The 24923-nt window shown below is 64.4% G+C and carries 23 protein-coding genes; 9 read left to right on the top strand and 14 right to left on the bottom strand.

All coding sequences use genetic code 11. The annotated features are described in order from the left end of the window. Positions 1 to 29: 29 nt before the first annotated feature. The 3 genes from thrS to GDA49_12650 all read right to left on the bottom strand — a co-directional run bounded on the left by thrS (position 30) and on the right by GDA49_12650 (position 4124). Positions 30 to 1967 (bottom strand): threonine--tRNA ligase, encoded by a 1938-nt coding sequence (thrS, locus tag GDA49_12640; GenBank protein MBC6441226.1) that lies wholly within the window; start codon positions 1965 to 1967, stop codon positions 30 to 32. An 82-nt stretch (positions 1968 to 2049) separates the two neighbouring features. Continuing rightward, on the bottom strand, positions 2050 to 2976 hold the full coding sequence (locus GDA49_12645; protein ID MBC6441227.1) for a glycosyltransferase family 9 protein: 927 nt from the start codon (positions 2974 to 2976) through the stop codon (positions 2050 to 2052). Further along, positions 2973 to 4124 carry a glycosyltransferase family 4 protein gene (locus GDA49_12650; GenBank protein MBC6441228.1) on the bottom strand — a complete coding sequence of 384 codons (1152 nt, stop codon included), beginning with the start codon at positions 4122 to 4124 and terminating at the stop codon, positions 2973 to 2975. Before GDA49_12650 ends, GDA49_12645 begins: the two co-directional genes overlap by 4 nt. 44 nt (positions 4125 to 4168) lie before the next feature. On the opposite strand from GDA49_12650, the gene GDA49_12655 reads away from it, so the two are divergent. Next, positions 4169 to 4930 carry an alpha/beta hydrolase gene (locus GDA49_12655; protein MBC6441229.1) on the top strand — a complete coding sequence of 254 codons (762 nt, stop codon included), beginning with the start codon at positions 4169 to 4171 and terminating at the stop codon, positions 4928 to 4930. On the opposite strand, the gene GDA49_12660 is transcribed toward GDA49_12655, so the two are convergent. Continuing rightward, entirely contained in the window at positions 4918 to 5811 is an 894-nt protein-coding gene (locus GDA49_12660; GenBank protein ID MBC6441230.1) for an SDR family oxidoreductase, read from the bottom strand. The two genes, GDA49_12655 and GDA49_12660, sit on opposite strands and share 13 nt — an antisense overlap. Beyond that, positions 5790 to 6941 (bottom strand): tRNA epoxyqueuosine(34) reductase QueG, encoded by a 1152-nt coding sequence (queG, locus tag GDA49_12665; protein ID MBC6441231.1) that lies wholly within the window; start codon positions 6939 to 6941, stop codon positions 5790 to 5792. The genes GDA49_12660 and queG overlap by 22 nt, the downstream gene beginning before the upstream one ends. A gap of 48 nt (positions 6942 to 6989) precedes the next feature. Between queG and GDA49_12670 the strand changes: the two genes are divergently transcribed. Then, positions 6990 to 7304 (top strand): hypothetical protein, encoded by a 315-nt coding sequence (locus GDA49_12670; GenBank protein ID MBC6441232.1) that lies wholly within the window; start codon positions 6990 to 6992, stop codon positions 7302 to 7304. 35 nt (positions 7305 to 7339) lie between these two features. On the opposite strand, the gene GDA49_12675 is transcribed toward GDA49_12670, so the two are convergent. From GDA49_12675 to GDA49_12685, 3 genes are all read right to left on the bottom strand, one after another. Further along, on the bottom strand, positions 7340 to 8008 hold the full coding sequence (locus GDA49_12675) for a glutathione S-transferase family protein (GenBank protein MBC6441233.1): 669 nt from the start codon (positions 8006 to 8008) through the stop codon (positions 7340 to 7342). Positions 8009 to 8578: 570 nt separating this feature from the next. Further along, complete coding sequence (gene gltB, locus GDA49_12680) at positions 8579 to 13102, bottom strand: glutamate synthase large subunit (GenBank protein ID MBC6441234.1); 4524 nt, start codon at positions 13100 to 13102, stop codon at positions 8579 to 8581. 10 nt (positions 13103 to 13112) lie between these two features. Then, on the bottom strand, positions 13113 to 14552 hold the full coding sequence (locus GDA49_12685) for an NAD(P)-dependent oxidoreductase (protein MBC6441235.1): 1440 nt from the start codon (positions 14550 to 14552) through the stop codon (positions 13113 to 13115). A gap of 263 nt (positions 14553 to 14815) precedes the next feature. Between GDA49_12685 and GDA49_12690 the strand changes: the two genes are divergently transcribed. From GDA49_12690 to phbB, 4 genes are all read left to right on the top strand, one after another. Continuing rightward, positions 14816 to 15604 carry an undecaprenyl-diphosphate phosphatase gene (locus GDA49_12690; protein ID MBC6441236.1) on the top strand — a complete coding sequence of 263 codons (789 nt, stop codon included), beginning with the start codon at positions 14816 to 14818 and terminating at the stop codon, positions 15602 to 15604. A 162-nt stretch (positions 15605 to 15766) separates the two neighbouring features. After that, on the top strand, positions 15767 to 17170 hold the full coding sequence (locus GDA49_12695; protein MBC6441237.1) for a DUF3179 domain-containing protein: 1404 nt from the start codon (positions 15767 to 15769) through the stop codon (positions 17168 to 17170). A 629-nt stretch (positions 17171 to 17799) separates the two neighbouring features. After that, the gene (locus GDA49_12700; GenBank protein MBC6441238.1) at positions 17800 to 18255 is read left to right on the top strand and encodes a hypothetical protein; all 456 of its coding nucleotides are present in this window, start codon (positions 17800 to 17802) and stop codon (positions 18253 to 18255) included. An 83-nt stretch (positions 18256 to 18338) separates the two neighbouring features. Continuing rightward, complete coding sequence (gene phbB / locus GDA49_12705; GenBank protein ID MBC6441239.1) at positions 18339 to 19061, top strand: acetoacetyl-CoA reductase; 723 nt, start codon at positions 18339 to 18341, stop codon at positions 19059 to 19061. A gap of 3 nt (positions 19062 to 19064) precedes the next feature. On the opposite strand, the gene GDA49_12710 is transcribed toward phbB, so the two are convergent. Beyond that, positions 19065 to 19349, bottom strand: a complete 285-nt coding sequence (locus GDA49_12710; GenBank protein ID MBC6441240.1) for a HigA family addiction module antidote protein — start codon at positions 19347 to 19349, stop codon at positions 19065 to 19067. 12 nt (positions 19350 to 19361) lie between these two features. After that, entirely contained in the window at positions 19362 to 19643 is a 282-nt protein-coding gene (locus GDA49_12715) for a type II toxin-antitoxin system RelE/ParE family toxin (protein MBC6441241.1), read from the bottom strand. 215 nt (positions 19644 to 19858) lie between these two features. Here GDA49_12715 and GDA49_12720 point away from each other — a divergent pair, with 215 nt between their 5' ends. After that, positions 19859 to 20248: a Rieske (2Fe-2S) protein gene (locus tag GDA49_12720; GenBank protein MBC6441242.1), complete on the top strand. Its 390-nt coding sequence runs from the start codon at positions 19859 to 19861 to the stop codon at positions 20246 to 20248. A gap of 25 nt (positions 20249 to 20273) precedes the next feature. Continuing rightward, positions 20274 to 20870, top strand: a complete 597-nt coding sequence (locus GDA49_12725; protein ID MBC6441243.1) for a hypothetical protein — start codon at positions 20274 to 20276, stop codon at positions 20868 to 20870. A gap of 30 nt (positions 20871 to 20900) precedes the next feature. On the opposite strand, the gene GDA49_12730 is transcribed toward GDA49_12725, so the two are convergent. Beyond that, positions 20901 to 21557: a ferredoxin gene (locus GDA49_12730; protein ID MBC6441244.1), complete on the bottom strand. Its 657-nt coding sequence runs from the start codon at positions 21555 to 21557 to the stop codon at positions 20901 to 20903. An 8-nt stretch (positions 21558 to 21565) separates the two neighbouring features. Continuing rightward, entirely contained in the window at positions 21566 to 22165 is a 600-nt protein-coding gene (locus GDA49_12735; protein MBC6441245.1) for a glutathione S-transferase N-terminal domain-containing protein, read from the bottom strand. A 42-nt stretch (positions 22166 to 22207) separates the two neighbouring features. On the opposite strand from GDA49_12735, the gene GDA49_12740 reads away from it, so the two are divergent. After that, positions 22208 to 23041, top strand: a complete 834-nt coding sequence (locus tag GDA49_12740) for a methyltransferase domain-containing protein (GenBank protein ID MBC6441246.1) — start codon at positions 22208 to 22210, stop codon at positions 23039 to 23041. Here GDA49_12740 and metW read toward each other — a convergent pair. Together metW and GDA49_12750 are read right to left on the bottom strand one after the other, a co-directional pair. Beyond that, positions 22938 to 23630: a methionine biosynthesis protein MetW gene (gene metW / locus GDA49_12745; protein MBC6441247.1), complete on the bottom strand. Its 693-nt coding sequence runs from the start codon at positions 23628 to 23630 to the stop codon at positions 22938 to 22940. The genes GDA49_12740 and metW overlap by 104 nt on opposite strands. Positions 23631 to 23634: 4 nt before the next feature. Next, positions 23635 to 24795, bottom strand: coding sequence for a homoserine O-acetyltransferase (locus GDA49_12750; GenBank protein ID MBC6441248.1), 1161 nt, complete (start codon positions 24793 to 24795; stop codon positions 23635 to 23637). Between the last annotated feature and the right edge of the window lie 128 nt (positions 24796 to 24923).

Genomic DNA, 24923 nt, shown 5'->3' on the forward strand with positions numbered 1-24923 from the left:
GACCTCCTTTTGCTGGCAGCCGAGACGTATCACGCCGGCGGCTGCGATTCGGTTGCGAGTCTATGAATGGCGTCGTCAAGTGCAAGGGATTGCTGTTCCTTGCTGCCGAGGCGGCGAATCGACACCGTCTCTTCCTCGGCCTCTCTCTTCCCTACGGCGATGATCACGGGGACCTTCGCCATCGAGTGCAGACGCACCTTGTAGCCAATCTTGTCGGCGCTCGTGTCAAGGACACCATGCAATCCGGCCTTGGCCAGCTTTGCATGGACTTCGGTGGCATAGGCGTCGGCCTCGTTCGTGACCGTCGCCACGGCGAACTGCACCGGTGCCAGCCAGAGCGGGAAGTTTCCGGCGTAATGCTCGATCAGCACCGCCAGAAACCGCTCGAACGAGCCGAGGATCGCGCGATGCAGCATGACCGGGCGCTTCCTGTCGCCGCTCTCGGCGACGTAGCTCGCATCGAGTCGCTCAGGCAGCACGAAGTCGACCTGCAGGGTGCCGCACTGCCAGTCACGACCGATCGCGTCGCGCAGTACGAACTCCAGCTTCGGCCCGTAGAAGGCGCCCTCACCCGGATTGAGCTCGAGATTGAGACCCGCAGCATCGGCCGCCGCCTTGAGTGCGCCTTCGGACTGATCCCAAACCGAATCGTCGCCGGCGCGCACCTCGGGCCGGTCGGAAAACTTCACGACAAAGTCGTCGAAACCGAGATCGCGATAGATTGAGGCCAGAAGCTCGCAGAAACGAATCGTCTCCGACGTGATCTGTTCCTCGGTGCAGAAGATGTGGGCATCGTCCTGCGTGAACGAGCGCACGCGCATCAGGCCGTGGAGCGCGCCCGAGGGCTCGTAGCGCAGGCACGAACCGAACTCGGCCATGCGTAGCGGCAGGTCGCGGTAGCTCTTGATACCCTGCCGGAAGATCTGCACGTGGCAGGGACAGTTCATCGGCTTCATCGCCCAGATGCGCTCGTCCTCGGTCTGGGCCGTAAACATGTTCTCGCGGAACTTCTCCCAGTGGCCCGAGGCCTCCCAAAGGCTGCGGTCGACCATCTGAGGCGTGTTGACCTCCTTGTAGTCCGCCGCATCAAGCCGGCGGCGCATGTAATTCTGTACCGTCTGGTAGAGACGCCAGCCGTTTGGGTGCCAAAACGTCGAGCCGACGGCCTCGTCCTGGAAATGGAACAGGTCCATCTCGCGGCCGAGCCGGCGGTGGTCGCGCTTCTCGGCCTCCTCCAGCCGCGTCAGGTGGGCCTGCAACTGCTTCTTGTCGAGCCAGGCCGTGCCGTAGACGCGTTGCAGCATCTCGTTGCGGCTGTCGCCGCGCCAGTAGGCACCGGCCAGCTTCATGAGTTTGAAGGCCTGAGGCAGCTTGCCCGTGGACGGCAGGTGCGGTCCGCGGCAGAGGTCGATCCAGTCGCCCTGGCGATAGAGCGTGATCGTCTCGCCCGCCGGCAGATCGCGGATGATCTCGGCCTTGTAGTGCTCGCCGATGCTCTCGAAGAAGGCTGCAGCCTCGTCGCGGTCCCAGACCTCGCGCGTGATCGGCTCGTCGCGCTGGACGATCTCGGCCATGCGCTTTTCCATAGCCTCGAGGTCATCGGGCGTGAACGGCTTGGAACGCGAGAAATCGTAATAGAAGCCGTCCTCGATTACCGGGCCGATCGTGATCTCAACGTCGGGAAAGAGTTCCTTGGTGGCCTGGGCCAGGACATGGGCGGCATCGTGCCGGACGAGCTCCAGCGCTTCATCCGACCTTGCCGTGATGATTTCGAGGTTGGCGTCGTGTTCGATCTCGCGATCGAGATCCCACAATTCGCCGTCGACCTTGACCGCGAGCGCGGCCTTGGCGAGCCCGGCACCGATCGAGGCAGCCACATCCGCACCGGTGGTCGTGGCGTGAAACACACGCACGGAGCCATCGGGCAGTGTGATCGCCACAGTGGCGGCTTGCGCTTCGGCGCTCATGATCGGTCAACTCCAGTTTGGGGTCGGGTTTGGATAGAGGCCCGTCTCGGGCGCGCGCAACCTAGTGAGGCGTGGTCCGGTGTCAAGCCAGCGCCTGCCGTGTGGCATGTGCCACCTCATCCACGCTGAGGTCGCCAAGGTCGTGACGTTGCAGCACCGCGACCGATCGACCACGAGGCGCGCTCAGCGCCGGGTCGGACACGCGGGAGAACAGCACCACCGACGGACATCCCGCCGTGGCGGCGAGGTGCATCGGTCCGGTGTCATTACCCACGGCCAGTCGCGCGCCCCGGGCGAGCTCCGCAATCTGCTCGAAGCCGGTCTGGCCGCAGAGATCGACGACATCGCCGCAGATTGTCTTGATCACCTCGACCACCTCGCGCTCGGCGGGGCCTCCGATCACGACCGATCGAAGGCCCAGCCCCTTCAGGCGATGGCACAACTCGCCGTAGCGTTCGGCAGGCCAGCGTTTTTCCGTCCTGTGCGGCGCGCTGCCGGGGACGACCAGCGCATGGTCCTGCGGCAGGTCGAAACCGGAGACATCGGCCGTCACCATCGAGAGATCGGGCGGCGGGACGTCATCGATGCCTGCCATGCGGAGCTGATCGGCCTGCCGCTCGACCGTGTGCATGGCATCGCGCTTCGGGTTGGCCTGGGGGTGGGAACAGCCCCGCGCGATGCCCGACCACTGCGGTCGCGGCCGCTTGAAGAGGCGGTGGTAGGCGCATGAACGGTCCGAGGTCTGCAGGTCGTAGACGCGATCGAAGCGGCCCTCGTTGAGCCGCCGGCCGAGCTCCCGAACGGCGCCGACCTGCCACCAGCCCGGCTTCTCGTCGAGCCAGATCTCATCGAACCAACCTCCCGCCCGCGCCAGGCTCTCATAGGGTGCCGTGGTCAGGAGGACGATATGGGCATCCCCGTGGTGCTCGCGGATCGCCCGAAACGGGCCCGAGGACAGGACGACGTCGCCCAGCGCACCGAGCCGGATCACGAGCACCCGGGCGATCATCGCCAGGCAACCAACTCCCGATAGACATCGAGAGTTGCCGCGCACATGGCGGTCCGGCTGAAGCGTTCGACCGCGCGGGCGCGCGCCACGGCCGCCAGCTTGACGCGGGCCTCCTCGTCGAGATCGAGACCGGCCGCAACCGCCTGGGCGAGTGCGGAGGGATCGTTGGGCCGGACGAGCCAGCCGGTCGCGCCCGGCTCCACGGTTTCCTGTGCACCGCCGTGATTGGTCGCAACCACCGGAACGCCCATGGCCTGGGCCTCGACGACGGTGCGCCCGAACCCCTCCGGTTCGATCGAGGCGGAGACGACGACATCTGCGAGACGATAGGCCGCCGGCATGTCCTGGGCGCCGTCGATCAGGACGACACGGCCCTCAAGCCCGCGTTCGGTGATCGCCTTCTCAAGCTGGCGCCGGAGGCCTTTGCGCCCGGCACCGACGCCCACCAGAAGGCAGATCGCATCCCGTTCCAGCAGCGCCATCGCCTCGATCATGACGTGCTGGCCCTTCCAGCGTGCCAGACGGCCCGGCAGCATGACGATCGGCACGCCGTCGGGCAGGTTCCAGCGCGCCGCGAGACTCGCGATGCGCTCGGAACTGACCGCGGCGGGGTTGAAGGTCACGACATCAATGCCACGATGGATGCGACGCAGGCGATCGTCGCCGATACCATAGTTCTCTCGCACATGGGTCGCGACGTAGTCGGAGATCGCGATGACACGATCGCCCTTGGCCATGACCGCGTTGTAGGCCTTCTTGATGCCGTTCGAGATGTTGTAGGGCGCGTGGAAGGTCGTGACGAAGGGAATGCCGGTGCGCCGCGCGGCCTTCAGTGCCGACCATGCGGGCGCGCGCGAGCGGACATGGATCAGATCGACGCCCTGGTCCCGGATGATGTCGGCGAGGCGACTGGCGTTGCGTTGGATCGTCAGCGGGGACTTCGAGGCCACACCCATCGGAATGTGGGTCGCCTTGGTGCGCAGCAACTCCGGTTCCAGATCGCCGCCCTCGGAAACCGCAAGGGCGCGGCCGCCGGCAGCGATGATCGCACGTGACACATCGATCACCGCGCGTTCGGCACCGCCCATCTCGAGACGTGGGATCACCTGGAGGATCGCAGGACCGCGGACTTCCGCTTCGTCATTCATGGTATGAGAGGTTCATCCTTCCACCTTCATGGACCCTATACTCCATGTCTCAGGCCGACACGACCGCACAATGGTTCGACCACCCCTCGGGCTACCGGCTCGCCTGCAATGTCGTTCCGGGCAGCGGAACGGGCGTGGTATTTCTGGGCGGCTATGCCTCGGACATGACCGGCACCAAGGCGACCTTCCTCGATCAGTGGTGCCGGGAGCGCGGCTGCCCCTATCTGCGTTTCGACTACCGCGGCCACGGCCAGTCCGACGGCACCTTCGAGGATGGCACCATCGGTGCCTGGTCCGATGATGCACTGGCCGTGTTCGATGCCATGACCGAAGGGCCGCAGGTGCTGGTCGGCTCCAGCATGGGCGGATGGATCATGCTCAATCTGGCGCTGAAGCGGCCCGAGCGTATCGCGGGTCTGGTCGGGATCGCCGCGGCCCCTGATTTCAGCCAGGGTATCTGGTGGAATCTCAGCGACGAACAGCGTGAGACCGTCATGCGCGAGGGCGGAATCACGCTCGATGAGGGCGGCAGCAACTACGGCTTCAGCCGCGCCTTCTTCGAGGACGGCCGCGACCACCTGCGCCTGCAGGGCCCGCTCGCCCTCGATTCCCCTGTCCGCCTGCTCCAGGGCATGCGGGACGACGCCGTGCCGTGGGAGACCGCTCTCACAATCGCCCGCTGCCTGACGACCGACGATGTCGTCGTCGATCTAGTCAAGGACGGCGACCACCGTCTGTCGAGGGATGAGGATCTGGCGCGGCTGGGACGGACGATCGCGGAAACGCTCGACCGTCAAGAATCCTGAGCGGCCAGGTCAGCGGCCATGCCCAAGCGGTAGCTCGGATGCCTCAGCACCACGCCCAGCTCGTCCTTGATGCGGTCGTTCCGCACCCGCTTGCTGTCGGCATAGAAGCTCTTCGCCATGTCTGACAGCTCGGCCTCCTCGAACGGGATCGGCTCGGGCGGTTTCACACCCAGCAGCTCGCAGGCATAACCGACCACCTTGTCGGGCGCTTCGGGTTCGTCGTCGCAGAGGTTGTAGGCGGCACCGGGATTGGGCCGGTCCATCGAGGCGCGCAGGACCTGGACGATGTCGTCGACATGGATACGCGAGAAAACCTGGCCCGGCTTGACGATGCGCCGGGCGCGGCCCTCGCGCACCTGCTCCAGCACGCCACGACCGGGTCCGTAAATGCCTGCCAGGCGGAAGATGTGGATCGGCAGGCCGTAGCGTTCGTGCATGACCAGCCAGGCCTCTTCGGCCGCCACGCGGCGAGCGCTGCGTTCCAGGTTGGGCACCAGCGGTGTCGACTCGTCGATCCAGGCACCGCCGTGATCGCCGTAGACGCCGGTGGTGGAAAGATAACCGGCCCATTCCAGATTCTCGGAGCGCGACAGAACGCTGGCAAAATGGTCGAGCGGCGGGCAGATGCTCTCATCGCGCGGTGGGATCGAATCCATCACATGGGTCACGCCATCAAGAGCGGCAGCAACCTCGGCGCCGGCCTGCGCACCATCGAACACGACGGTATGTATGCCGTCCTTGCGGAGTGCGTCGGCCTTGTCGGCGGAGCGCACCGTGCCCCTGACATCCCAGCCTTCGCTCTGGAGCGTTCTGGCCAGCGCCAACGCGCTGAAGCCCAGTCCAAAACAAAACAACCTCGTCACGCAGCCTCCCGGTCCCATTCGCGCCGCACGGCGGCGTCGGTTTCCCCGTCATAATGCCTCGCACGGTGCGCCGCAAAGGTCGATTCGTCGACCAGCCGGTCAAGCGCCCAGACCGCCATGGCGCGCACAAGCGCCGAGGTGTCGTCGAGACGCGCGACGACGGCCTCGCGTGCCACCTCACCATGGCTATTGCCGAGCGCGATCATGACGTTGCGGACGAAGCGGTCGCGCCCGGTCCGCTTGATCGGGCTGCCGCTGAAGAAGGATCGGAACGCCGCGTCGTCCAGTTCAGCCAGGTTGGCGAGGCGGGGGGCTGTCAGTTCAGCGCGCGGGAGAAAGGCGGTTTCCCGCGTTACCGCGGCGAACTTGTTCCACGGGCAGACGGCGAGGCAATCGTCGCAGCCGTAGATGCGGTTGCCCATCGGCACCCGGAACGTGCGATCGATATGACCCTTGTGCTCGATCGTGAGGTAGGAGATGCAGCGCCGGGGATCGAGCCTGTAGGACTCCGGGAACGCGTCGGTGGGGCAGATGTCCTGGCACGCCCGGCAGGAACCACAGTGGTCGACCTCGGCCGTGGACGGTTCCAGATCGAGCGTGGTGTAGATCACACCGAGAAAGAGCCAGGAGCCGTGGTCACGCGACACCAGGTTGGTGTGTTTCCCCTGCCAGCCGATCCCGGCACGCTGGGCCAGCGGCTTTTCCATCACAGGCGCGGTGTCGACAAAGACCTTCATCTCACCGCTTGCGGTCTCGACCAGCCAGCGGGCCAGCTGCTTGAGGCGCTTCTTGAAGACATCGTGGTAATCGCGGCCGCGTGCGTAGACCGAGATCGTGCCGCAGTCGGATCGTGCAAGATCGTCGAGCGGATCGTGCGCGGGGCCATAGCTCATTCCGGCGACGATCGCGCTTCGCGCATCCGGCCACAGGTCCTTGGGGCTGCTGCGCGCCGCGACACGATCGGCGAGCCAGCCCATGTCGCCCTGAAACTCCGCGGCGAGGAATTGGTCCAGACGGGCCCGCAGCACCGGATCGGTCTCGGCCGAAACGACTCCAAGCGCCGAAAGGCCGAGTTCCTCAGCCTTCTGATGGAGACCATTGGACGTGAGAGCTTCTCGGTGCGGGCTCGTATGCGTTGTGGATGTCACGTCGCCGCGCCGTCATGAGAAGCGTTGGATGTGCCGGTTGGAGCCCTCATGTCGCCACTCTTGCGCAGGATCACAGGCCTTGTCATGACCTGCCTCGTCCTGTCGGCCTGCGCCTGCGGTCAGATCGACCGTTCCGACGGGTTCGGACCGAAGAATCCGCAAGGCTTGGTCGTCGTCGGCCTGCCCCCGGAGGTTGCCCGCGACTGCTCCACACTCTGGCTGATTTTCTCCCGGGTCGACCGCGACGAGAGCACACTGCCGGAGCCTTGCGAGGAGGTCCGCAAGCGGAGCGACGAGGCAGTCGTCAACGATCTCAATACAATGAATTCAGAGTCGGTGACAGCACACTGCGCACCGACGTAACCCCAGCCGCTGCCGTAGGTGTCTGCGTCGGTTGATCAGAAGTCGAGGTCGTCGTAGAGCCTGACCGGGCGCAGGCCCGGCAAGCGGTCGTCCAGGATGGATTGGAAAGATGGCCGGGACTTGACCCGGGCGTACCAGTCGCGCGCACCCTCCTGGTGGGACCAGGGTACGTCGCCAATGTAGTCGATGCAGGAGAACTGCGCTGCCGCCGCGATGTCGGCGAGGCCGAAGCGGTCACCGGCGAGCCAGGTTCGCCGTTCCACAAGCCAGGCAATGTAGTTCAGGTGAACGCGGACGTTCGCGAGGCCCGCTCGCACCGTTGCCGAGTCCGGTTCGCCGAGGCCCAGGAAACGCTTCCGAACCTTCTCGCCGAAGATGTTGACCGTCGCCTCGCGGTACATCTTCTCGTCGAACCAGGCCATCAGGCGACGGGTCTCCGCACGCTGCGCGGGCGTGCCGCCCAGCAAGTCAGGCTGCGGCTGAATCTCCTGCAGATATTCAACAATCGCGCGGCTGTCGGCGAGCTCTGTGCCGTCGGCCTCGATCAGCACCGGCACAGTTCCGGCCGGATTGATCGCCAGGAACTCCTCACGCCGCTCCCACACGTTCTCGACTGTCAACGCGAAGGGCAGCCCCTTCTCCTTGAGGACGATGCGAACCTTGCGACAGAAGGGAGAGAGAGGGACGTGATAGAGCTCGCGCATGGGACGCGTTTAGAGCGGATCGTACCCGAATGGAACCGCATACGGCCTTATCCGGGATGCACGAATCCTCACGCCATGACCCCAAGGCGATGCAGAGCGTGTCTCGGTCGTGGGCCGCCGGCACCGCCTTGAGGTCCATATGGTCGACGTCGAGGCGCAGACGCTGGGTGCCCCCTGGCACGATCGACACCGACGCCGAGTGCAACGGTGCAGGGCACCGCGGCACCGGACTCGTCCCGCAGAACGAAGTCGTGGCCGGCATCGCTCAGCGCGATGACAGACGATCACCGCGCCATATCGGCGATGACGGTCCGCCGGGCGCGCACCGGTAGCTCGACCATCTTCAGGCGCTCGTCGGGTTCGGACCTGGTCAGCGTCACGGCGAAACTGGACCATCCACGCAATCGGTCCTCAAGTTCAACACTGCGATCGCCTATGCCCAGGTCCCGGGCGCGACACAGCGCTCGACGTGGCCAGATGATCGCATGTGGACAACAAAGCACGTGACGGTCAGCACGGTGCGGGACAACTCCGCGGGTGGGAGCGCCGGAATCGCCGACACGGCGGGTCTCAGGCGGTTTTTCGGCTCTGACCGTCGTCGAGCGGGTGTGCCAGGCGCTCGATCATCTCCTTCGGGCAGACCTGCCAGACGTGACCGACCTGCAGGTCCCATTCGCGCAAAATGCGCGCGGCGTAGGCCGATTGCGTCTCGCGTGCATGAAGCGCCACCAGCGAGTTCACCACACTCTCCCAATAGGCGCTCGCGAGCCGCTGATGGATCACGCTGTCGGCGTTGATGTAACCCGGCAGGAGGTTATCGGGATCGATGACGAAGGCCATGCCGCCAGTCATGCCGGCACCAAAGTTCGCCCCGACACCGCCCAGGATCACCGCAGTGCCGCCGGTCATGTATTCGCAACCGTTGGAACCGCAGCCCTCGACAACGACGTCGGCGCCCGAGTTGCGCACGGCGAAGCGCTCGCCTGCCTGACCAGCGGCGAAGAGCTGCCCGGCCGTCGCACCGTAAAGGACAGTGTTGCCGATGATCGTGTTGTGCTGCGACTGGCGTTCGCTCGAGGCTGGCGGACGGATCACGATGGAGCCGCCCGAGAGCCCCTTGCCGACATAGTCGTTAGCGTCACCGAAGACCTCGAGTTTCAGGCCCTGAACCGCGAAGGCACCAAGTGACTGTCCGGCCGAGCCGCGCAGACGCACCGTGATGTGACCGGGCGCCAACCCCTTCATGCCGAAACGCCGGGTGATCTCCGACGAGAGCCGTGTGCCCACAGCCCGGTGCGTGTTCCGGACGTTGTAGGCGAGCTGCATCTTCTCGCGCTCGTCCAGCGCGGCACGCGCATCGGCGATCATCCGGGCATCGAGCGTATCGGGCACCTCGTTGCGCCCCTCGGTGATGCAGTAACGCGGCGCATCCCCGGAATCGGCCTGGACGAGCAAAGGGTTGAGATCAAGATCGTCGAGGTCGTCACTGCCGCGACTGATCTGGGTCAGGAGGTCGGTGCGCCCGATGATCTCGTTGAGTGAACGCACGCCGAGCGAGGCCAGAATTTCGCGCACCTCTTCGGCGATGAAGGAGAACAGGTTCACGACCTTCTCGGGCGTGCCGTCGAACTTCGCGCGCAGCGAATCCTTCTGCGTGCAAATCCCGACCGGACAGGTGTTGGAGTGGCACTGCCGCACCAGGATGCAGCCCATCGCGACCAGCGAGGCCGTGCCGACGCCGAACTCCTCGGCACCCATCATGGCGGCGATGACGACATCGCGACCGGTGCGGATGCCGCCGTCGGTGCGCAGACGGACGGTATGGCGGAGGCGGTTGAGCGTGAGCACCTGATTGGCTTCGGCGAGCCCCATCTCCCACGGCGACCCGGCGAACTTGATGCTGGTCTGCGGACTGGCGCCCGTGCCGCCGACATGGCCGGAGATCAGGATCACATCGGCCTTGGCCTTGGCGACACCAGCCGCCACGGTGCCGACGCCGGCCTGGCTGACCAGCTTGACGCAGACACGCGCCGTCGGATTGATCTGCTTGAGGTCGTAAATCAGCTGCGCCAGGTCCTCAATGGAATAGATGTCGTGGTGCGGCGGCGGCGAGATCAGCATCACACCCGGCGTGGCGTGGCGTAGCTTCGCGATCATCTCGGTCACCTTGAAGCCCGGCAGCTGACCGCCCTCGCCCGGCTTGGCGCCTTGGGCGATCTTGATCTCGAGTTCGCGGCAGTTGGTCAGGTACTGCGCCGTGACGCCGAAGCGGCCCGAGGCGACCTGCTTGATCGGCGAGTTCGGATTATCGCCGTTGGGTCGGGGCTGGAACCGCTCGGGGTCCTCGCCGCCCTCGCCGGAATCCGACAGTGCGCCGATCCGGTTCATGGCGATGGTCAGTGTCTCATGAGCCTCGGGGGAGAGTGCGCCCATCGACATGCCCGGCGTCACGAAGCGCTTGCGGATCTCCGTGATCGATTCGACTTCGTCGATGCCGACGGGCTCGTGGCGTGGCGTGAAGTCGAGCAGATCGCGCAGGTCGAACGGCGGCCGCCTGTCCATGCCCTGAGCGTACCGCTTGTAGAGCTGATAGCTGTCGGTTGCCACAGCGGTCTGGAGCGTATGGATCAGGCCCGCCTCGTAGGCATGGGACTCGCCGCCTCGGCGATAGCGGTAGATGCCGCCGATCGGCAGCGCGATGACCTCCTTGGCAAAGGCCTCGGCATGGAGACTCAGCGAACGGCGCTGGATACCCGTGAGGCCGATGCCTGAGATACGCGACGGCATCCCGGGGAAGAACTCGGCGACGAGCGTGCGGGAGAGTCCGATGGTCTCGAAATTGTAGCCGCCGCGATAGGAAGAGATCACCGAGATGCCCATCTTGGACATGATCTTGAGCAGGCCGTCGTCGACTGCCTTCTTGTAGCGCGCCACACATTCGGTGAGCGGGCGGTCGCCGAACAGGCCCTTGTGGTGGCGTTCGGCGATGCTCTCCTCGGCGAGATAGGCGTTGATCGCCGTTGCGCCGACACCGACCAGAACGGCGAAAAAGTGCACGTCCAGGCACTCGGCCGTGCGTGCATGGAGCGAGATGAAGGTGCGCAGGGACTGCCGCACGAGATGGCTGTGCACCGCGCCGACCGCCAGAATCATGGGGATCGCGACACGCCCCCGACCCTGGGACTCGTCGGTCAGGATGATGTGCTCACAGCCGCCACGCACAGCGTCCTCGGTCTCGCACCTGACCCGGGTGATCGCCTCGTTCAGGGCGTCAGGACCGGCACCGGACGCCGCATAGGTGCAATCGATCTCGGTTGCCGATGTGCCGAGGTAGCGCCGCATCGCGGCGTACTGGGCGTTGGTCAGCACCGGTGACTGGAGCTGCAGAATGCGCGTCTGGCTCTCGTCCTGATCGAGAATGTTCGAGAGGTTGCCCAGGCGCGTGGCGAGCGTCATCACCCGCCGCTCACGCAGCGAGTCGATCGGCGGGTTCGTGACTTGGCTGAAGTTCTGCCGGAAGAAGTGATGCAGGCCGCGATAGTGGTTCGACAGCACGGCAAGCGGCGTGTCGTCGCCCATCGAACCGATCGCTTCCTTGGCCTCCTCGACCATTGGCTGGAGGATCAGTTCGAGGTCCTCGATCGAATAGCTCGCGGCACGCTGCGCCGTCTTGAGCGCAGCGAGCTCGAACATGCGGTCGGCCCCGTCGTTCGCTTCGACCAGATCGTCGAGATGGGTGATGTTACCGACCCAGTTGCTGTAGGGCTGTTCGGCGGCCAGCATCTCCTTGATCTCAACGTCCTTGTAGAGACGGCCCTCGGCGAGATCGACGGCGATCATCTCGCCCGGACCAAGCCGCCCGCTGTGACGCAGATTCTGTTCGGACAGGGGCACCATGCCCGTCTCCGAGCCAACGAAGAGCAGGCCGTCGCGGGTCTCCGAGTAGCGCATGGGGCGAAGGCCGTTGCGGTCCATACCAGCGAGCACCCAGCGTCCGTCGGACGCCGCGATGGCGGCCGGCCCGTCCCACGGCTCCATCACCGTGTTGCAATAGAGATAGAGCGCGCGCACCTCCTCGGAGAGGTCGGCATTGCCGCCCCAAGCCTCGGGGATCAGCATGCACTTGACCAGCGGCACCGAACGATTGCCCTGAACGAGCAGTTCGAACACCGCATCGAGCGCCGCCGAATCCGAACTGCCCGAGGGAATAACAGGCTTGATGACGTCGAGGTGGTCGGCAAAGGCATCGTGGTCGATGCGCGCCTCGTGGCTTTTCATCCAGTTCGTGTTGCCGCGCACAGTGTTGATCTCGCCGTTGTGGGCGAGCATGCGGAACGGCTGGGCCAGCTTCCAGGTCGGGAAGGTGTTGGTCGAATAACGCTGATGGAAGATCGCGAAGCTCGAGACGAAACGCTCGTCGAGCAGATCAGGATAGAACGCCGAGAGCTGCTCTGCGAGAAACATGCCCTTGTAGACGATCGAACGGCAGCTCAGAGAGCAGATGAAGAAGTCCGCGACCTGGGCCTCTCGCACCCGCGCCTCGATCTTGCGTCGGATGATGTAGAGATCGCATTCGAAGCGCTCGTCGGCCGAGCGCTCGTCGGCGATCATGATCTGCTCGATCTCGGGCCGGGTCGCGTTCGCCTTCTCGCCGATGATCGAGCTGTCGATCGGCACCTGGCGCCAGCCGAAGATTCTGTAGCCGAAGTTCAGGATCTCGGACTCGACGATCGCACGGCAGACCTCAGCCGCACCGAGATCGGTCTTCGGCAGGAAGATCATGCCCACGGCCAGCCGCCCCCTGTCCGGCTCGTGGCCGGTGCGCTCGACGTGCTTTTTGAAGAAGTCCTGCGGAATCTGAACCTGGATGCCCGCACCGTCACCGGTCTTGCCATCGGCATCGACGGCGCCGCGGTGCCAGACCGCCTTCAGCGCATCGACGCCGGCGACAACCACCTCGCGGCGCGGACGGCCATCGAGCGCAGCGACAAGACCGACGCCGCAGGCATCGTGCTCGAAGGCCGGATCGTACATACCGTCACGGTCGAGCCGGCGGGCGTCGACAATGCGGTTGCGGAGGTCCTGTGCGGTCATCGTCCCCTCCTCAGCTCACAGCCCGCAGCGGTTCGACCGCCCCGATTTCCAGCTCACGGTGGATCGCCTCGGCCGCGTCGCGCCCATCACGGATGGCCCAGACGACAAGCGATGCGCCGCGCACGATGTCGCCTGCTGCGTAGATGCCGGGCAGGTTGGTGCGACCGGTCAGCATGTCGGCCTTGAGCGTGCCCCAGCGCGTCATGGCGATGTCGGACAGCGCGAAGTGCTCGGCAATCGGCTCGGGATCGAAGCCGAGCGCCTTGAGCACGAGATCAGCCTTGATGCGGTGCTCGGAGCCGGGCACGACCTGCGGCGTCAGGCGGCCGGTTCCATCAGGTTCCCCGAGACGCATCTTTACCGAACGGACGGCCTCGACACGGTCGTCGCCGAGGAACGCCTTGGGCGCCAACAGGAACTCGAAGCGGGCACCCTCTTCCATGGCATAGGAGACCTCACGTTGACTACCCGGCATGTTGTTGCGGTCGCGGCGATAGAGGCAGGTCACGGCCTTCGCGCCCTGACGCACAGCGGTGCGGACGCAGTCCATGGCCGTGTCACCGCCGCCCAACACGACGACGTGCTTGTCGTGTGCATTGAGTTCGCCGGACTCAAAGGCGGGAACCTGGTCGCCGAGACCGTGGCGGTTGCTGGCGATGAGGTAATCGAGCGCGGGGACGATGCCGTCGAGGCCGACGCCCGGCACCTTAATGTCACGCACTCCGTAGACGCCCGTCGCAATCAGGACGGCGTCGTGGCGTGCACGCAGGTCCGCGAAGGAGATGTCGCGACCGACGTCCGTCGACGTGTGGAAGACCACACCGCTCTCGACCATGAGCTCGGAGCGCCGCTCGACGATGCTCTTCTTGAGCTTGAAACCGGGAATGCCGTAGATCAACAGACCGCCGATCCGATCGTGCCGGTCATAGACCTCAATCTTGTAGCCGTAGCGCCGCAGCAGATCGGCGGCCGCAAGGCCGGCCGGTCCACCGCCGACGATGCCGATCGACTGGGACCGTTCGATCGCCGGGTTGGGTCCGGTGACCCAGCCGTTCTCGAATGCCGTCTCGGTGATGTAGCGCTCGACCGCCCCGATCGTGACGGACTCGAACCCCTTCTCGATCACGCAGTTGCCTTCGCAGAGCCGGTCCTGTGGACAGATACGCCCGCAGATTTCCGGGAACGTGTTGGTCGCCGACGAGAGTTCGTAGGCCTCTTGCATGCGGCCTTCGGCCGTCAGCTTCAGCCAATCCGGGATGTTGTTGTGGAGCGGACAATGGACTTGGCAGAACGGAATGCCGCACTGCGAACAGCGCGAGGCCTGCTCGCGCGCATGGTCGGCGATGTACTCGTTGAAAATCTCTTCGAAGTCCTGACTGCGCATGTCAGCCGCCCGCTTCTCGGGACGACGCTGAGGCACATCAACGAAGGTCAGAAGATTCGCTGTCATGACTGTTTCCCACCCACCTCGCACATGCGGGGGCAGGACCCATAGCCGAAAGGCCCGGTGAGGGCGAGCGAAATCGACACGAAAGGTCAGTATTCATGATCAATCTTGAATCAAGTTGCTTTGAGACCGATCATTCATGCGTCTGCAGACGGTGTGTCACGGAAAACAATGTAAGCTTTTTTGACCTAAATTTGGCTAAATTTAGCAAGGGCTAACCGGATGACCGTGGTAATATCACGACACCACGCCGGAGTATCGTTCACGTGACGCTGTTGCAGCTGGCCGTACTGGCCCTGGTTCAGGGCATCACCGAGTTTCTGCCCATCAGTTCCTCCGGCCATCTCATCCTGACCTCCCAGGTTCTCGACTGGCCCGACCAGGGTCTCGCCGTCGACGTGGCGGTCCATGCCGGCACGCTGCTTGCCGTCATCGTCTACTTCTGGCGCGACATCATACGGATCCTGGGTGGACTCACCGAAAGCGGCAGTGCGAGCACACGGCCGCTGGCCGGCATGATCGTCGTCGCCACCATTCCGGCCGGCGCTGCCGGCTATGCGCTCCACGCGATCGACGAAAACATGTTCCGCGATCCCGCGGTGATCGCCTGGGCCACGCTCGGCTTCGGCTTGCTTCTTCTGGTGGCGGATCTCTTCGGCATGACGCTGCGGCGGCTCGAGCACATGACCTGGACCGCGGCCATCATGATCGGGCTTGCTCAGATCCTCTCCTTGATCCCGGGCACCAGCCGATCAGGCATCACGATGACCGCAGCACGCTTCATGGGCTTCGAACGCGACGCGGCTGCGAGGTTCTCGCTCCTGCTCTCCATCCCGCTGATCTCCGCGGCTACTCTGCTCAAGGGACTGGATGTTTACGAAGCCAGTGATGTCGAGCTGTCGCGATCCATGCTGATCGCCGGTTTCCTGGCCTTCCTCTCCGCCATCGTGGCCATCTGGCTCATGATGGCCTGGCTCAAGCGCGCCACGTTCACACCCTTCGTCATCTACCGGATCGCCTTGGGACTGGGCCTTCTGGCGTGGATCTACATCTGAGGACTTTGCGTCCGATCGCAAGCCGGCCTCACCGAACACTGAGATCATCGTGATTTGCATCACTGCGTGAACAGGCCACGTTGGCGGCAGTGGATTCGCTCGGGTGCCGTTTCCTCTGGCCTTTGCGTTTCCCAACATCGTCACGCACCGAAAGGCTTCACCATGGCGCCTGCCGAGAGCTTGAACCCTCGCAATCTGGCGATCGCCCTGCTGGTCTCGGTGACATTCCTGTGGGTCGGCCCCTTGTCGGCCGAGGAGACACCGATCCTCTCCGACTACGCGATCGCCCAGTTTGGTGAACCGCCGGCCATTTCCGAGGGACCACTCCCGGAGGACCTCGCAACGGCGGTGCAGGTGGCCCTGGTCGACAGTTTGGTTGAGAGCAAGTGGGGAGACGAACAACTGGCGGCGCTCGAACAGATCGCAGCGTCGGGCGATCCGCGCATCGCGTGGATTATCAGCGACATGATGCGGTTCGTGACCGGATGGGAGCTCCATCTGAGACTGGGCGACGTGGCCGCCACTCTGCTTGGCATCGAGACCAATGGACAGAACGACTGGGGCACGATCACCAATCGTCTCATCGCCTGGAACATCCCCGCTCCACCCGATTACCTCGAGGCCAAACGCGCCATCTTCACCAGCGTGATCCCCGGCTGGGACGGCATTTTCGTCGAGGGCGACATCGACTGGCGGCTGGTGTCCTGGGGTGGCGTGCTGGTCGACGACCGCGCCTACGACACGACCGATCGCATGTGCAATTGCATCCCGGCAGCAGACAATCCGGAGGTGAGCAGCATCGAAGATGCCACCTGGCTTCAGGATGACGACATTGTCTTCGGCATCGCGATCAACGGCGAGGCGCGTGCCTATCCGCGCCGCATCATGGAGGTTCGCGAGATGGTCAACGACACGCTGGGCGGGCGTGACCTGGCCATTCCCTACTGCACGCTCTGCGGAGCTGCGCAGGCCTACTACACCGACGTTCTGCCCGCAGGCGTCGAGCGCCCGGTCCTGCGCACCTCCGGCCTGCTTATCCGTTCCAACAAGGTGATGTATGACATCACCACCCTGTCGGTCTTCGACACCTTCAAGGGCCATGCCGTGACCGGACCGCTGGCGGACATCGACTTTCAGCTCGATCAGGCCAGCGTCATCACCACCGACTGGGGTTCCTGGAAGGAAGCGCACCCCGAAACAACCGTCCTGGTGGAGGCCCTCGCGCTTGGCCGTGACTTCGACTTTCGCAACAACCGGGACGCCGACGGCCCGATCTTTCCAGTCGGCGATGTCGATCCGCGTCTGCCGGTTCACGAAGACATCGTCGGCGTGATCACGGCATCAGGTACGCCGATAGCGTTCCAGCGAAGCACGGCCTTCATTGCGTTGCAGAACGGCGAGGAGATCAACTTCGAGAACGTGCGCCTGGAGCTCGATGCCGGTGGAATCAGGGCGGTCGATGCGGACGGCTCCGATCTCGGCAGCCATCAGGCGTTCTGGTTCGCCTGGTCGCAGTTCCATCCGGAGACCGAACTCTGGCCCTGGAAGGGTGGTTCCGGCAGCTAGAGCGTAATCAATTTCATCGGGACGATATTCTGCGGCGGCGAAGACGTTCGTGCAGTACTCTGGCGTGAAGCTATCGATGATCGTTGCGATGGCGTCCCAGAGGTCATCGACGGTTCTGGCAGCGACCTTTCGGAGCAGGGCCTTGAGCCCGGAGAACGACATCCCGAACGACATCCCGATGGGGTTCAAGTCCGGGCTCTGGGGCGGCAGGTCAAGCAGCCTGGTACAGGCGGCTTCGATGGCGTGGCGGACACCCGCTGCCTCATGGGCCGGAAGATTGTCCATCACCACGATATCGCCGGGGCTCAACTCCGGCACCGGGACCTGCTCCACACAGGTGCGCAAGGCGGTGCCGTTCATCGGTCCGTCGAGGAACATCGGCGCGGCCATACCGCCCAACCGCAGACCGGCGGTGAAGGTGCCGGTGGTGAAGATGGTTGTCTTCCAGTGTCCGTGTGGGACCGGCTGGGGGTCTTTCTGGATGTCAGCCTCCGGCTCTCAATGACCGGAAGCGAGGCTTGGTTCTGGGTGCGCTTCGGCACCTTCCTGACCATGGGGCCTGTGCGGCTTCGTCTGGTGTCTTGCGGGCGGAATGCTGGCCGACCGGTGGGGCCACACGACACTGAACCATGACCGCGATGGCGGCGAGCAGAACCTATGCGGTCGCGGCCGGGTTCCTGTTCGGCGGCGTACCATGGTTGCTGCTTGTGCTCTGCACGATCTGGGGCATCACGGTCATTGCCGATTCTACCCAGTTCTCCGCCTCGATCACCGAACTCTCCGAAAAGAACACCGTCGGCACCATGCTGACGTTGCAGACCTGTCTGGGTTTCCTGCTGACCGTGGTGACCATTCATCTTATGTCTGTGCTGGTGGAAAGCCGCGGCTGGCCCCTGGCGTTCTCCGTGCTCACGCTTGGCCCCATCGCCGGTGTCGTCCTATGGTGCGGCTGCGTACCCATCCCGAAAGCGTCCGGCTGGCGGCAGGCGCTGATCGTCCCATCGGATCGGTTTTCTTGGTGCCAGAGCCCGATTTTCGGCCAGTCTCTCTGGACTCGTCGTCCGCGAATCGATACACGCCCGTGACCTTCTCGACATAGGGGAGCGGTTAAACGGAGCGGCACAACGGTCGCCTCATCTTTCATTACGTTCGATCGGAGAATCAGACTATGGGTCGTATCGCCCTTGTCACCGGAGGCAGCCGTGGAATTGGTGCCGCCATTTCAACCGGCCTCAAGGATGCCGGCTATAACGTTGCCGCGAACTACGCCGGCAACGACGAGGCCGCCCGCGCCTTCAGTGCGGAAACCGGCATTCCTGTGTTCAAGTGGGACGTCTCCGATCACGCCGCCTGCGCCGCGGGTGTCGCCCAGGTCGAAGAGAAGGTCGGCCCGATCGAGGTGCTGATCAACAACGCCGGCATCAGCCGCGACGGCTTCCTGCACAAGATGTCCGAAGAGAACTGGAACCAGGTGATCGACGTCGATCTCAACTCCTGCTTCCACATGAGCCATGCGGTGCTGAACGGCATGCGCGGCCGCGGCTTCGGGCGGATCGTCAACATCAGCTCGATCAACGGCCAAGCCGGCATGATGGGTGTGGTAAACTATGCTGCCGCAAAGGCCGGCATGCTGGGCTTCACCAAGGCGCTGGCGCTTGAGAACGCCTTCAAGGGCATTACCGTCAACGCAATCTGCCCAGGCTACGTGAAGACCGACCTTATCGCGCACGTCAGCGACGAGGTCATGGCCAGCATCGTGAAGGGTATCCCCGTGGGCCGCATCGGCGAGCCCGAGGAAATCGCCCGCTGCGTGACCTTCCTGACGGCCGATGACGCCGGCTTCATCACCGGCTCGACCCTCTCGGTCAACGGCGGCGCCTACATGGCGTGAGGGTCACGCTGCACGTGGCGTGATTCGTTCGATCTCGTCGCCAGCGCGATCGCGCGCCAGGTCGAGTTCATAGCGCGCCTGAAGGTTCAGCCACAGTTCAGGCGTCGTCCCGAAGTAACGTGCCAGCCGCAGCGCCGTATCGCCTGTCATGCCGCGGCGTGCACGCACCAGATCGCTGATGCGATTGGCCGGGACTCCCAGCGACCGGGCCAGCGATCGCGCGCTCAATCCGAGCGGTTCAAGGAACTCGGCTTCCAGGACCTCGCCTGGGTGAATCGGAACCAGCATCATGTCCTTCTCCTAGTCGTGGTAGTCGACGATCTCGACGTCCCATGCTTCGTTCTCGTGCCACCGAAAACACACACGCCGCTGCCTGTTGACTCGAATCGAGCAGCTACCTTGACGGTCTCCCCTGAGGGCTTCGAGCCGGTTGCCCGGTGGTGACGCCAGATCATGGAGCATCGTTGCGGCGTCGAGATAGCGCAGCTTGATTAGCGCCTGCCGCTCGGACGCGCGGTAGCGTCGGACGGACTGCCGGTTGAACAGCCGTTCTGTATCCTGGTCTGCGAACGATCGAATCATCGAAAGTACGTGTTGCGTATCACATCATAAGACGCAACATGCCGCCTTGCCAAGGCGTGCGAGCTCGCATCCCCCGCGCGCCATGGATGGTCTGTTCGACCCCCGGCACTACGAGGCCGTGCGCCGTCCCGTGATGGAGGCGGCGACACTGCCGGCGCGGTGCTACACGGCCTGGGCCTTCTTCGCCCGCGAGAAGGAACGATCTTCGCCCGAGGCTGGCAGTTCGTCGGCCGCGTCGAAGAGATGCCAGAAGGCGGCTACCATGCCGTCGAGAGCGTCGGAGGGCCAGTTCTTCTGGTCCGGAATCGCGCGACGGTTTCCCGTGTGCCTTCACCAACACCTGCCGCCATCGCGGTGCGCACCTTGCCACGGGAACCTGCACCTGCGCGCGTATCGTCTGCTCCTATCATGCTTGGAATTATCGCTTGGACGACGCCTTGGCCGGTGCGCCCGGCATGGAGGCGACAGCTGACTTCTCACCTGATGAGAACGGACTGATCCCGATTCGCATGGAGACTTGGGCCGGATTCGTCTTCATCTGCTACAGCCACGAAACGCCGCCGCTCACCGACTGTCTCGGCGACCTTGACCGAACGGCTCGCTAGCCACCGCTTCGTGGATTTCGTTTGTGTGCGTCGTCTCGAGTGCCAAGTTCCCGAGAACTGGAAGCTGATCGCCGAAAATGCCATGGAGGCCTACCACACCGGCACCGTGCACGGTGCTTCGCTGGGCCAGCAGGCTACCCGCGAGCTCGCGATACGGGGTCACTGGGATGCGATTCAGGTTTTGCAGAAAACCTCGATCGCCGTGCTGCCGGGCGAGACCATCCCCTTCGCTCCGGTCAAGGGCCTGAGCGAGGAGGCTCGTGCGGGCACCTTCTTCACCACGCTGCACCCCAACACTCAGCTCGCCTGTGTCCGGGACTGCATGTGGTGGATGACCTACCGACCGGTCGTGTCCGACCACACTGTGCTCAAGGTCGGCCAGTGCTTCCCGCGCGCAACCACCGAACGCGACGACTTCGAAACCGGAGCGGTGCCCTACTTCCACCGTTGGGACACCGGGATCGACGAGGACAAAGCTATCTGCGAGGCGCAGCAGGCTGGCCTGTCGTCGCGGCTCCACCGCCAGGGCCGGTTTTCGGCCAACGAACAGGCGGTCTACCGCTTCAACAACCGGGTATTCGACCAGGTTCTCAACGACGGCACCCCGCAACGGCGCATCTGAAGCGGTCCTGCGCCCGTTGGCTGAAACCGGTCAGCGCGACCCGAGAAACGCCGTCATGTGGAACGCGGCCTGCTCCGGCAGATAGTCCGTGTCCTGTCCGGCGGGACAGGAACGGCGCGCGCGACATCCGAGCGCCATGCAATCAGCCCCCTCCGGTGTGCTCAAGTGATCGGCACATGTCGGAACGTCATAGCGCTCGCCTGAAAAGGCGTTAACGGGACAGGTCACGAGACACGGCTTGTCGGCGCATATCTCACAGGGGCTCGGGCGGTCGTCGGGTCGGGGCAGTCCCTCGACGGCACGATCGAACACGAGTGCGCCACGATAGGCGTGCCAGAGGCCATAGTCCGGATGGATCAGCATGCCGATGGGCGACGGATACACCGGCTCGGCGCGTTGCGCCCAGCGCTGGAACGGGAACCACGGCGGTCCGTCGAAGGGATAGATGGCGCGCGCGGCGAATCGCTCGGCGATCGGGTCGATCACCCGCCTGCTCCAGCGGTTCATGGCGTCTGGCTCGTCGCGGCGCTGGTCGGCAAAGAAACGCCAGAGGCCGGAACCGACGTTGCCCACCATGACCAAGCACCGCGCCGCATCGCCGAGACCGTCTTCGGCATCGGCAGCGAAGGCGCCGCGCGCCAGCAACCCGTGGGATGCGAGCGCAGTCTCGATGTCGCTGTAGTGCAAGCGCGTGCTCAGGCTGGCGGGGCAGTGCCGACCATCGACGGCCGCTGCGAGAACTCCGCATACCAAGCGGCCAGCTTCGGGCAGGTCTCACGCCAACCGAAATCGCCAAGACGGAAGTCAATGTAGCCCAGGGCCACACCGATCGAGATCGTCGCGAGATCGACGTGCCCGCCGATGACATCGATCTCGCCTTCGATCACCGCCAGACCGCGGCTGACCCGGCCATGTTCCTTATGGATGAAATCGCTCCAGATCTTGTCGTCCGGGCGGCGCGTCTCCATCACGCTGGCGACCGCAGCCTGCATCATGCCGTCCGCCAGAGCGTGTCGACGCAAGACTGCGACACGGGTTGCGGCATCAACGGGCATCATGCGGGGGCCACTGCCCATGGTGTCGAGCAGGGTCACGATCACAAGGCTGTCGTAGATCGCTTCGCCGTCGTCGGTGACAAGCGCCGGTACCTTGGCCAGCGGATTGTCGGTCGCCAGTTCGCCCGATGCCATCGTCGACGTTGGCAGCAGTTCGATCCGGTTGGCAAGGCCGCGTTCGTGGGCGGCGACCAGCACCTTGCGGACAAAGGGCGAGGTCGGGCTCTGGTGCAGTTTCATGAGTCTATCAGGTCCTTGGGTAAGATCGTTAGGATGGGATTGATGTACCAGGATGTCGCCGATCTCAACGCGTTTTATCGCACCCGGCTGGGCCAGGTTGCGCGCCGGGTGATGCTCGCCCGCGTCCGGTCGATGTGGCCAGACGTAAAGGGCCAGCGGATCATGGGTCTCGGTTACGCCACGCCCTATCTGAGGGTCTTTCAGGACGAGGCCGATCGCGTGATGTCGTTTGCGCCGGCGCCGCAGGGCGTGATCCGCTGGCCCGATGACGAGCCGGCACAGGTCTGCCTGACCGACGATTTCGCCCTGCCGCTGCCCGACGAGTCGGTCGAACGCATTCTCATGGTCCATGCCCTTGAGCACAGCGAGACGCGCTCGGCCCTGCTGCGCGAGGCCTGGCGCGTTCTCGCCGCCCGCGGCCGGCTACTCGTCGCCGTCGGCAATCGGCGCGGCCTGTGGGCACGCGCCGATCACACCCCGTTCGGCCATGGCTATCCCTTCAACGAAGGGCAGATCGACAAGCTATTGCGCGACAGCATGTTCACACCGCTGGCCACCGAGTTCACTCTCTACGTACCGCCGACCCAACGCGGGCTTTCTCTCTGGTCCGCGCCAGCATGGGAACGCATCGGCCGGCGCTGGGGCCTGCCCCTTCCAGGCGTGGTGCTGGTCGAAGCGTCAAAGCAGATGTATGGCGCCCTGCCCACGGCCGGCCGACGGAGCCTGCGACAACGGATTTTCGTGCCCGGCCATCCTTCGGCCGTCGAATCGTTCAGGAACGACGACGACGACGCAATTTCGGATCGGCGGGACGGTAGAGCTCGAACACCGCCTGCTCGGCGAACAGGTTCGCCTGGCCCTCGAACCCCGACTTGATGACGGTGACCTCACGCTCCTTGGCAATGCCGTAGGCGCGATCAATCTTCAGGCCTTCGATACGGACAAGATCGAGAAAGTCGCACACGGTGCAGGGTCGAATTCTGGTGGTCTGGAACCAAGGCTGCGAGAGGGTCCTCGTATGTGGCATCCGGCCGCGCGTCACCATCGACCAGCGTGCCCGCCAGTGGCCGTAGTTCTGGATCGAGACGATGGCCGTATCGGCGATCCGCAACATCTGGTGCAGGACCTCCTGCGGCTTGTGCACGGCCTGCAACGTATGGCTCAGAATCGCGTAATCGAAGGTTTCGTCGGGGTAGTCCACGAGATGGCGGTCGGCATCGCCTTGGACCACCGGAAGGCCCCGGGCCACGCAGGCGTTCGCGCCGGCCTGACTTATCTCCATGCCACGCCCGTCGCAGCCCTGCTCCTTGTCGAGGTATTCGAGCAGCGCGCCGTCGTCGCAGCCGATATCGAGCAGCCGCGAACCCGGCTCGATCATGCTGGCGACCAGCGCCAGATCGGGTCGGAGGCCGAAGGCGTTGTCGCCGAGGTTGAAGCGATCACGGGCGCCGGAGAGCAGAGACATGAGCCTATATTCCCTGCTCGCGCGCGACGCTGTCGAGGAAGCCGCCCGTTGTTGCGAAGAGATCGGGTTCCTCGAGCAGGAAGGCGTCGTGGCCCTTGTCGCTCTCGATTTCGACGAAACTCACGTTCGCGCCGGCACGGTTCAGCGAGCGCACGACCTCCTTGCTCTCGGAGGTCGGGAACAGCCAGTCGCTTGTGAAGCTGACCAGGAGGAAGCGGGTCGACGTGTTCTTCCAGGCATTCGCGAGGTCGCCGTCGTACTCCGCCTCCAAGTCGAAGTAGTCCATCGCCCGGGTGATGTAGAGGTAAGCGTTGGCATCAAAGCGCTCGACGAAGCTGGCACCCTGATAGCGAAGGTAACTCTCGACCTGGAAATCGGCCTCGAAGCCGAACGACTTGGCGTAGCGGTCCTGCAGCGAACGGCCGAACTTGCGCCACAGGGCAGGTTCGGAGAGGTAGGTGATGTGGGCCGCCATGCGGGCGACCGAGAGCCCTGCCTCGGGCCTCTTGCCTTCCTTGTAGTAGAAGCCGCCGCACCAGTCGGGATCGGCCATGATCGCCTGGCGTCCGACCTCGTGGAACGCGATGTTCTGGGCGGAGTGACGGGCAGCACCCGCAATCGGAACCGCGCTGACGACACGATCGCTGTGGCGGGCCGCCCACTCCAGAACCTGCATGCCGCCCATGGAACCGCCCACGACGCACATGATCTTCTCGATCCCGAGCTGATCGAGAAGACGCGCCTGAACCTCCACCATGTCGCGGATGGTGATCACCGGAAACGACGTGCCGTAGAGCTCGCCGGTTTCGGGATCGACAGCGGCCGGGCCGGTTGTCCCCATGCATCCGCCTAGGCAATTCGGGCAGATCACGAAGAAACGGTCGGCGTCGAGCGGCTTACCGGGACCGACCATGCGCTCCCACCAGCCCGGCTTGCCTGTCACCGGATGATTGCCCAAGGCGTACTGATCGCCGGTCAACGCATGGCAGATTAGCACCGCATTGGTCCGGTCGGCGTTGAGCTCGCCCCATGTCTGGTAGGCTACGGTGACCGGGCCAAGCGTCGCGCCCGATTCCAGCGTGATCGGCGCACCGCCGGCGAGCACTTCCCGCGGCCCGGGAAGCGCCTCCTGCATCTCATGTACGGACTTGCCCGCGAGCGTCATCGTGCAAGGGCCCCGCTGCAATTGGGTTTTCTAAAGGTCGTTGTTCAGGCGGAGCACGCCTTGGGTAGGGAAAGGGACATTCTATGTCAATGTTTTCTTTGCCTTTCCCGGGCCCGTCACCTAAACAT

This window comes from Rhodospirillales bacterium, assembly GCA_014323865.1.
Taxonomy (GTDB): domain Bacteria; phylum Pseudomonadota; class Alphaproteobacteria; order SP197; family SP197; genus SP197.

Bases quoted from the DNA above. Each gene is read 5' to 3' on its own strand.
- thrS (MBC6441226.1), bottom strand. From the start codon at position 1,967: ATGAGCGCCGAAGCGCAAGCCGCCACTGTGGCGATCACACTGCCCGAT.
- GDA49_12645 (MBC6441227.1), bottom strand. From the start codon at position 2,976: ATGATCGCCCGGGTGCTCGTGATCCGGCTCGGTGCGCTGGGCGACGTC.
- GDA49_12650 (MBC6441228.1), bottom strand. From the start codon at position 4,124: ATGAATGACGAAGCGGAAGTCCGCGGTCCTGCGATCCTCCAGGTGATC.
- GDA49_12655 (MBC6441229.1), top strand. From the start codon at position 4,169: ATGTCTCAGGCCGACACGACCGCACAATGGTTCGACCACCCCTCGGGC.
- GDA49_12660 (MBC6441230.1), bottom strand. From the start codon at position 5,811: ATGGGACCGGGAGGCTGCGTGACGAGGTTGTTTTGTTTTGGACTGGGC.
- GDA49_12670 (MBC6441232.1), top strand. From the start codon at position 6,990: ATGTCGCCACTCTTGCGCAGGATCACAGGCCTTGTCATGACCTGCCTC.
- GDA49_12675 (MBC6441233.1), bottom strand. From the start codon at position 8,008: ATGCGCGAGCTCTATCACGTCCCTCTCTCTCCCTTCTGTCGCAAGGTT.
- gltB (MBC6441234.1), bottom strand. From the start codon at position 13,102: ATGACCGCACAGGACCTCCGCAACCGCATTGTCGACGCCCGCCGGCTC.
- GDA49_12685 (MBC6441235.1), bottom strand. From the start codon at position 14,552: ATGACAGCGAATCTTCTGACCTTCGTTGATGTGCCTCAGCGTCGTCCC.
- GDA49_12695 (MBC6441237.1), top strand. From the start codon at position 15,767: ATGGCGCCTGCCGAGAGCTTGAACCCTCGCAATCTGGCGATCGCCCTG.
- GDA49_12700 (MBC6441238.1), top strand. From the start codon at position 17,800: ATGACCGCGATGGCGGCGAGCAGAACCTATGCGGTCGCGGCCGGGTTC.
- phbB (MBC6441239.1), top strand. From the start codon at position 18,339: ATGGGTCGTATCGCCCTTGTCACCGGAGGCAGCCGTGGAATTGGTGCC.
- GDA49_12710 (MBC6441240.1), bottom strand. From the start codon at position 19,349: ATGCTGGTTCCGATTCACCCAGGCGAGGTCCTGGAAGCCGAGTTCCTT.
- GDA49_12715 (MBC6441241.1), bottom strand. From the start codon at position 19,643: ATGATTCGATCGTTCGCAGACCAGGATACAGAACGGCTGTTCAACCGG.
- GDA49_12735 (MBC6441245.1), bottom strand. From the start codon at position 22,165: ATGAAACTGCACCAGAGCCCGACCTCGCCCTTTGTCCGCAAGGTGCTG.
- GDA49_12740 (MBC6441246.1), top strand. From the start codon at position 22,208: ATGTACCAGGATGTCGCCGATCTCAACGCGTTTTATCGCACCCGGCTG.
- metW (MBC6441247.1), bottom strand. From the start codon at position 23,630: ATGTCTCTGCTCTCCGGCGCCCGTGATCGCTTCAACCTCGGCGACAAC.
- GDA49_12750 (MBC6441248.1), bottom strand. From the start codon at position 24,795: ATGACGCTCGCGGGCAAGTCCGTACATGAGATGCAGGAGGCGCTTCCC.